7 protein-coding genes are annotated in these 7,890 nt (G+C 45.2%); 4 read left to right on the forward strand and 3 right to left on the reverse strand.

Annotated features, from left to right (window positions below; all coding sequences use genetic code 11):
• Positions 1-270: 270 nt before the first annotated feature.
• Positions 271-1,512, reverse strand: a complete 1,242-nt coding sequence (gene mnmA / locus VIN08_RS21145) for a tRNA 2-thiouridine(34) synthase MnmA (RefSeq protein ID WP_331969406.1) — start codon at positions 1,510-1,512, stop codon at positions 271-273.
• Positions 1,512-2,759, reverse strand: a complete 1,248-nt coding sequence (locus VIN08_RS21150; RefSeq protein WP_331969407.1) for a TlpA disulfide reductase family protein — start codon at positions 2,757-2,759, stop codon at positions 1,512-1,514. The genes mnmA and VIN08_RS21150 overlap by 1 nt, the downstream gene beginning before the upstream one ends.
• A gap of 101 nt (positions 2,760-2,860) precedes the next feature.
• Between VIN08_RS21150 and VIN08_RS21155 the strand changes: the two genes are divergently transcribed.
• From VIN08_RS21155 to nadB, 4 genes are all read left to right on the forward strand, one after another.
• Complete coding sequence (locus VIN08_RS21155) at positions 2,861-3,973, forward strand: CoA transferase (protein WP_331969409.1); 1,113 nt, start codon at positions 2,861-2,863, stop codon at positions 3,971-3,973.
• Positions 3,970-4,323 (forward strand): group III truncated hemoglobin, encoded by a 354-nt coding sequence (locus VIN08_RS21160; RefSeq protein ID WP_331969411.1) that lies wholly within the window; start codon positions 3,970-3,972, stop codon positions 4,321-4,323. Before VIN08_RS21155 ends, VIN08_RS21160 begins: the two co-directional genes overlap by 4 nt.
• A 92-nt stretch (positions 4,324-4,415) precedes the next feature.
• Positions 4,416-5,426 (forward strand): quinolinate synthase NadA, encoded by a 1,011-nt coding sequence (nadA, locus tag VIN08_RS21165; RefSeq protein WP_331969413.1) that lies wholly within the window; start codon positions 4,416-4,418, stop codon positions 5,424-5,426.
• A gap of 2 nt (positions 5,427-5,428) precedes the next feature.
• The gene (nadB, locus tag VIN08_RS21170) at positions 5,429-7,000 is read left to right on the forward strand and encodes an L-aspartate oxidase (RefSeq protein ID WP_331969415.1); all 1,572 of its coding nucleotides are present in this window, start codon (positions 5,429-5,431) and stop codon (positions 6,998-7,000) included.
• Between the two features lie 8 nt (positions 7,001-7,008).
• Here nadB and VIN08_RS21175 read toward each other — a convergent pair.
• On the reverse strand, positions 7,009-7,890 hold an 882-nt coding region (locus VIN08_RS21175), incomplete at its 5' end, for a helicase-related protein (RefSeq protein ID WP_331969417.1).

Here is a 7,890-nt window from a genome sequence, read left to right on the forward strand (position 1 = left end):
ACCGAAGCCAAGGCTTGGGCTCAATAAGAAGTCACCCTTTTTTACCTGGGCTGAAGCGCTGAACTGGGAAAATGAAAGCAGCAAGAAAGCAGCGGCTGCCACAAAACGAATGTGTCTTTTCATAGATCGATTTTTTATTTGGCTCAAAATTAAGCAAACTGTTCCAAACGAAAAATGTGCCGAAATATTAAGAGTGTAAAATGCTATAGGTATATAGCTATTATAACCGTTTAATGGACGACTATAGTAATGGCATGATTATTTAATCGCTTAACTGATAACACCCGAACCGATTAGTTCTTCACCATTGTACCAGGCAGCAAATTGCCCCGGAGTTATACTCTTCATCGGAATATCGAAAAGGATATATAACCCCTCTTCTTTTTTATGTAGCGTACAATTAGCCAGCGGTTGCCTGTAACGAATACGTGCTTTATAAGTTGCTGATTCACCCACTTGTAATTTCAGATCGGTTCTTATCCAATGTTCATCTTCATTGGGGATAAATAAACCTTTGCGATACAGCCCCGGATGTTCTTCGCCCATGCCGGTATAGATTACATTGTCATCCGTATTAGTGCCGATCACAAACAATGGTTCCGGAAAACCTCCGAGGTTTAATCCTTTACGTTGACCTATAGTATAGTAATGCGCACCGTTGTGTTCACCTACTATAGCACCCACGGAAGGTTCAAAATGATAAGGCGCAGTTATCTGTGCGAGATCATCTTTATCAAAACCATTTTTAAATGATGCAGCATCAGCCGGTACATTTACGATCTTTCCTTTCTTGGGCATCAAGCGCTGTTGCAGAAAATCAGGTAAGTGTACTTTGCCCACAAAGCATAATCCTTGCGAATCTTTTTTATCCGCTGTTACCAGGTTGATCTCTTTGGCAATAGCACGCACTTCCGGTTTTAGTAATTCACCAATCGGAAAGAGCGAGCGTGAGAGCTGCTCTTGTGTAAGCTGACACAGAAAATAGCTCTGATCTTTATTCGGATCTTTACCCGAAAGAAGTTGATATACTGTCTTGCCGTTCTGTTGTATCTCGCTCTTGCGGCAGTAATGTCCCGTAGCAACAAAGTCGGCACCGAGCTTTAAGGCAGCGTTCAGAAAAACATCAAACTTGATCTCACGATTACAGAGTACATCCGGGTTAGGCGTACGGCCGCGTTGATACTCAGCAAACATATAGTCCACTATACGCGCCTTGTATTGTTCACTCAGATCAATCGCCTGAAAAGGTATACCTAAATGTTGCGCCACGATCATAGCATCGTTGCTGTCATCGATCCATGGGCATTCGTTGCTGATGGTAACGGAGTCGTCATGCCAGTTCTTCATAAACATGCCGATGACTTCGTATCCCTGTTGCAGGAGTAAATATGCAGATACACTGGAATCCACGCCTCCCGATAAGCCCACTACTACACGTTTACCTTTACCAGGCAAAGTGGTGTTGGGGGTAGCTGTAGAGGATATGGCGGATATAGTGTCTGCGGACTTCATTACTTTTTAGAAGTCAAATTCTCGTTCAAAAGTTCATTAACGGTTTCATTAAACTTCTGAATGCCTTGCTCATAATAGAAACCGGTACCCGGACCGGAATATCCTGTATGAATCTTCTTTACTTTACCGTCTTTACCAATAAAAATAGTTGTCGGGAAAGCCACTACTTTATTCAGCATGGGCAATGTTTCAGCTGCCTTCACTTTATCGTTGGTGCCCGCTATAACAAAGTCGTAGTTCACTTTTAATTTCGCGATCATCTTCTTCACGCGTCCGCTCGCATATTCAAAATCAGGCTTGCGCTCATAGGCAAGACCAATCACTTCCACACCGCGTTGTTTGTTCTCATTATACCATGGAGAAAGGAACATTGTTTCATCCATACAGTTCGGGCACCACGTACCAAACATTTGCAGAATGACTACTTTGTTTTTATACTTCTCGTCATTGAGGCTTACCATCTTGCCGTTAATATCAGGGAAGTTAAACTCGATGCGTTCGAAGCCAGGCTTCAGGTAGGTGAGCGATTCCGGATCCGGTAAAGATGCATTCTCGTTCTTTACCGCTTCCCAAAACTCCATGTGGTTTTTACCGGAGATAAATTCACCTACCAATGTGCCATCATCTTTTTTCGTTGCACGGAAAATATAGGCATGATTTCCATCAAAGGTGCTGAGTTGCATCAGACTGTTTACTATGTTGCCTTGCAGATAACGATAGTCGCCCGTAGGAGTCATAAATGTACCGGTAACACTATCGCCTTGCTGTTTAAATATACCCACTGCTTTAGTCGTGTCCATTTCATTCACGAAAGTCACTTCATATTTACCGGAGAAGTCAGGAATGTTTTCTTGCGTCTTTACTTTTTCAAAACGGAATGTTTGTCCGTATACCGCAGTGAAAGGAATGTTATAGTCCTTCTCATAATTCTTGATGAACTCACCCTGCAATGAATCGCCCTTAATGTGCGCCTTGATGTTAGCATCAAAAATGTGCAGACCGATATTTACCGAGTCGCCCGAAACATTTACTTCATCCAGCAACAGGCGTTCATCTGCATTGCGCAGGTATATATCGTAGCCTCCATCGGCATCATTTACCAGTTCAAAATTAAAGGGCAATTGCTGTCCCTGTATCTCGATCGTAGCACGCCACGTACCGGTTTTCAAAGCCGTGGCATTCTGTGTTTTCTTCGCGCACGCTCCTCCCAGCACAAGTAGTGTAATGGCAATCAGCAATGTCCTCATGGAAAATATATTTTGTTTGAATCCGGGTGCAAAAATGCTATAAATGATTAACAATTTGTGAAGAAGTATGATTTTTGGTTTTAAATGTCTCGTTCAATCGTATGTTTTCTCATTTAAAAGTACTTGAGCTGGCCTCTGTGCTGGCAGGGCCAAGCGTAGGGCAATTTTTTGCTGAACTGGGTGCCGAGGTGATTAAAGTAGAGAACCCTGCTACCGGAGGTGATGTTACGCGCACCTGGAAACTTGCCGGTGAACGCACAGGCGATCGCTCTGCCTACTTCTGTTCGGTAAACTGGGGCAAGCGATCCGTAACACTGGATCTTCACGATGAACAAGATCGTGCAAGAGTATATGACCTGGCGCTTAAGGCCGATGTTGTTATAGCCAGCTATAAACCCGGTGATGCCGAAAAATTAGGCGTTGATTACGAAACACTGGCAAAGCTCAATCCACGGTTGGTATATGCGCAGATCAGTGGCTATGGTCCTGAAAATCCCAGAGTTGGTTACGATGCAATTATCCAGGCAGAAGCAGGCTTCATGTTTATGAATGGTGAACCCGGTGGAGCGTCACTCAAGATGCCCGTTGCATTGGTAGATGTTTTGGCTGCGCATCATTTAAAGGAAGGTATATTACTCGCCTTGCTGAATCGCGAGCGAACCGGTAAAGGCGATAAAGTAGAAGTATCGTTGATACAGGCTGCGGCTGCATCGCTGGTGAATCAGGCAACGAACTGGCTGGTGGCCGGCAAGCTTCCGCAGAAGCAAGGCTCGGCACATCCAAATATAGCACCGTATGGCGATGTATATATAACGGCCGATACACAGGAGATTTTACTGGCTGTAGGAAGTGACCGGCAGTTTCAGGACTTGTGTGCTATACTGGAGATACAGACTGTTGCACAGGATGCACGTTTCAAAACCAATGCAGCACGTGTTGAAAATAGAATAGAATTGAATGCCTTGTTGCAAACACGCATGGCACTATATACCGCAGATATACTCATCCACGCAATGCATCGTATGAAAATACCGGCAGGTTTTATTCAGAACATGCAGCAGGTTTTTGAAACACCCGAAGTAAAGGAACTGTTGCTGAACGATAGCGGCATTACCGGTGTTAGAAGCTTTGTAGCAAAACTCGGCAGTGTAGGAGAGAAAAAATTATCGGCACCGCCTGGTCTAGGCGAGCATACAAAAGAGATACTGTCATGAAAGAGATACAGGCGCGGGAAGATATACAGTTGCTGATCGATGCATTCTATGCTAAAGTAAAGCAGGATGATTTGCTGGCGCCTTTGTTCAGCCATGTAGATTGGCCATATCATTTGCCCGTGATTTATAATTTCTGGTCGTCTGTTTTATTGGGCGATCAAAGCTATAAGAGCAACCCGTTTGAAAAGCATCGCGACTTGCTGTTAAGCACGAAACATTTTGATCGGTGGCTTTTGCATTTTGAGCATACGGTTGACGAGAATTTTGCAGGCGAAAAGGCAGAGGAAGCCAAGCAGCGAGCCAACAGTATAGCTGGAATTTTTCAGCACAAGTTAGGGTTGTTGGAGTAGGCAATGGATGCTCGCTTGCCGGTTATCAAGAAGAGCAAAGAAACTCTGAACATTTAGCATTATTTTCGCACCGCCCTGGTGCAAAACAGAAAATGGTAACGGACGAAATCATAGCAAAAGCAGCCGGTAAACTTCAGCAAAAAGGTTTTCTGGATATTCCGGTAGATAAGCAGACCAATCTTGTGGAGGCTATAAACCGCCTGCGTAAAGAGAAGAACGCAGTTATACTCGCACATTATTACCAGACTCCGGATATACAGGATATAGCCGATTATGTTGGCGATAGCCTGGGTCTTTCGCAACAGGCTGCTGCTACTACAGCGGATATGATTGTGTTTGCCGGTGTTCACTTCATGGGTGAGACAGCCAAGATTCTCAATCCTGATAAAAAAGTTTTACTGCCCGATTTGAAAGCGGGTTGCTCGCTGGCAGAATCAGCTCCGGCCGATCTGTTCCGGAAATTCAAAGAAGCACATCCCGATCACATCGTTATTACCTATATCAATTGCACGGCCGATATAAAAGCGATGAGCGATATCATCTGTACTTCGGCTAATGCAGAGAAGATTGTGAATTCGGTGCCGAAAGATAAACCGATCATATTTGCGCCTGATAAAAATCTGGGGCGTTACCTGATCAACAAAACAGGACGCGACATGTTGCTGTGGGATGGCGCCTGCATGGTACACGAAGCCTTTGCTATCGATAAATTACTCGATCTGCACAAGCAACATCCGAATGCTAAAATTGTAGCGCACCCTGAATCAGAATCGCATATTCTGAAAGTAGCACACTATATAGGTTCCACTACGGGCATGATTAACTTCGTGAAGAATGATAGCAACATGGAGTATATCATCGCTACCGAAGCCGGTATACTTCACCAGATGGCGAAAGAGGTGCCGCATAAAAGTCTTATACCCGCTCCGAGCCATGAAGACAATACGTGTGCCTGCAGCGAGTGTGCTTTTATGCGCATGAATACATTGGAGAAACTATATCTTTGTTTGAAGTATGAACTGCCGGAGATTCAGGTGCCGGAAGATATTCGTGTGAAGGCATTGATCCCGATTCAGCGCATGCTGGAAATCTCTAAAAACTAATCATGCCGCAGACAGATGTTCTCATTATCGGTTCCGGTATAGCCGGGCTGTCGTTCGCTATAAAAACAGCCAAGCGGTTTCCGGATCAATCCATCACCGTTATTACCAAAGCAGACGACAGCGAGTCGAACACCAAGTATGCACAAGGTGGTATAGCGGTTGTGCTCGATGAACTCACAGACTCATTTGAGAAACACATAGCCGACACGTTGCGCGCAGGCGATGGCTTGTGCGATCGCGAAGTAGTAGAACTCGTAGTAAAGGAAGGTCCGCAGCGTCTGGAAGAAATTATAGCGTGGGGTGTTGAGTTCGATCAGGATGAATCCGGCAATCTTGCTTTAGGTCGCGAAGGTGGCCACACGGCCAAGCGAATTATACACTATAAAGATATTACCGGCTGGCAGATCGAACAAAGTCTGTTAAAGCAGGTCAGCACACTGCCGAACATCACGCTGCTTTCGCATCACTTCTCTATCGACTTAATCACTGAACACCATTTCAAGTATAAAATTTCACAGCCACAACCAGGCATTACCTGCTATGGTGCGTATGTAATGGATCAGCACACATGCAAGATCGAGAAATATACTGCGAAGGTAACGATGCTTGCCACAGGTGGCTCAGGCCAGGTGTATCGCACTACAACTAATCCGTTGATTGCTACGGGCGATGGTGTGGCGATGGCTTATCGCGCTATGGCGAAAGTGCGGGATATGGAGTTTGTTCAGTTCCATCCAACTGCTTTTTATTCGAAAGATGATAACCCTTCTTTCTTAATTACGGAAGCTATACGCGGGCATGGTGCATACCTGCGTGCGAAAGATGGCGAGCGTTTCATGTTCAAGTACGATGAGCGCGCTGAGCTGGCTTCACGTGATATAGTAGCGCAGGCAATCGACAATGAATTGATAACACGGGGTGATGAATGTGTATACCTGGATTGTACGCATCTTCCGAAAGAAGATTTTATTTCACACTTCCCGAATATATATGAGAAGTGCCTGAGCAAAGGCATTGATATAACCCGAGAGATGATTCCGGTAGTGCCTGCCGCACACTATCAATGCGGAGGTATAGAAGTGGATGTACATGGAAGGACTTCTATAGCCAACTTGTATGCATGTGGCGAATGCTCGCGCACGGGTTTACATGGCGCTAATCGCCTTGCATCGAACTCACTGCTGGAAGCAATTGTATTTGCGCATCGTTGCTTTGCTGATGTTGAAACAAAACTCGGAGCTATTGCTATACCAAACGATATACCCGATTGGAATGCAGAAGGCACAACGGTGCCCCGTGAGCAGATATTGATCACACACAATCGTAAAGAGCTTCGTGATATGGTGAGCGACTATGTAGCCATTGTTCGCTCGAACGATCGCCTACAACGCGCACTGAAGCGGATCGACATCATGTATCACGAAACCGAAAAGCTATATGATGAAGCAGTGCTTTCTCCACAGCTTTGTGAGTTGAGAAACCTCCTCACGATTGGTTATATCATTACACGGCAATCGCTGGAGCGAAAAGAAAATCGCGGAGGCTTTTACAACGTAGACCTTATACGCAAATAGTATAGAGTTTACTTGCGCTCATCCAGCATTTTCTGGATCGCCATATACTCATCGCGTAGTTTGGCGGCTTCCATAAATTCCAGTTCTTTTGCGGCCTTCTCCATCGCTTTACGTGTGCGCTCTGCCATCTTGGTCAATTCATCTTTGCTGAGATACGCTACTACCGGATCAGCAGCAAGCGTAACTTCCTCGTTCTCCACATAGTAATTGCGCGTAGATTTTTTCGAGTCGGCAACTTTGGTTTGTCCCAGTATCGCTTCTTTCGATTTGAGAACAGTTCGTGGTGTAATGCCGTGGGCTTTATTATAGTCAAGCTGAATTTTTCTTCTGCGGTTCGTCTCTTCTATGGCTACCTGCATGGACTCTGTTATACTATCCGCATACATAATTACACGACCATTCGCATTACGTGCAGCGCGACCGATCGTCTGCACCAGTGAACGTTGATTACGGAGGAAGCCTTCCTTATCAGCATCGAGTATAGCCACCAAGGATACTTCCGGAAGATCAAGGCCTTCACGCAACAAATTTACTCCTACCAGCACATCATATACACCTAATCGAAGTTCGCGCAGCAACTCTACACGTTCGAGGGTATGCACTTCAGAATGTATATAGCGGCACTTTATACCTACGCGATCCATATACTTGGTAAGTTCTTCTGCCATGCGTTTGGTGAGCGTTGTTACCAATACACGTTCCTGCTTCTTGACACGCTCATCAATTTCTTCAAGGAGATCATCGATCTGATTTTTACTCGGGCGTACATCAATCTCCGGATCCAATAATCCCGTAGGACGAATGAGTTGCTCGACCACGACACCTTCTGATTTTCGTAGTTCGTACTCGGCTGGCGTAGCACTTACATAGATCACCTGGTTAACGAGTGA

This window comes from Ohtaekwangia sp. (assembly GCF_036568665.1).
In the GTDB taxonomy this organism is placed as follows: Bacteria; Bacteroidota; Bacteroidia; order Cytophagales; family Cyclobacteriaceae; genus Ohtaekwangia.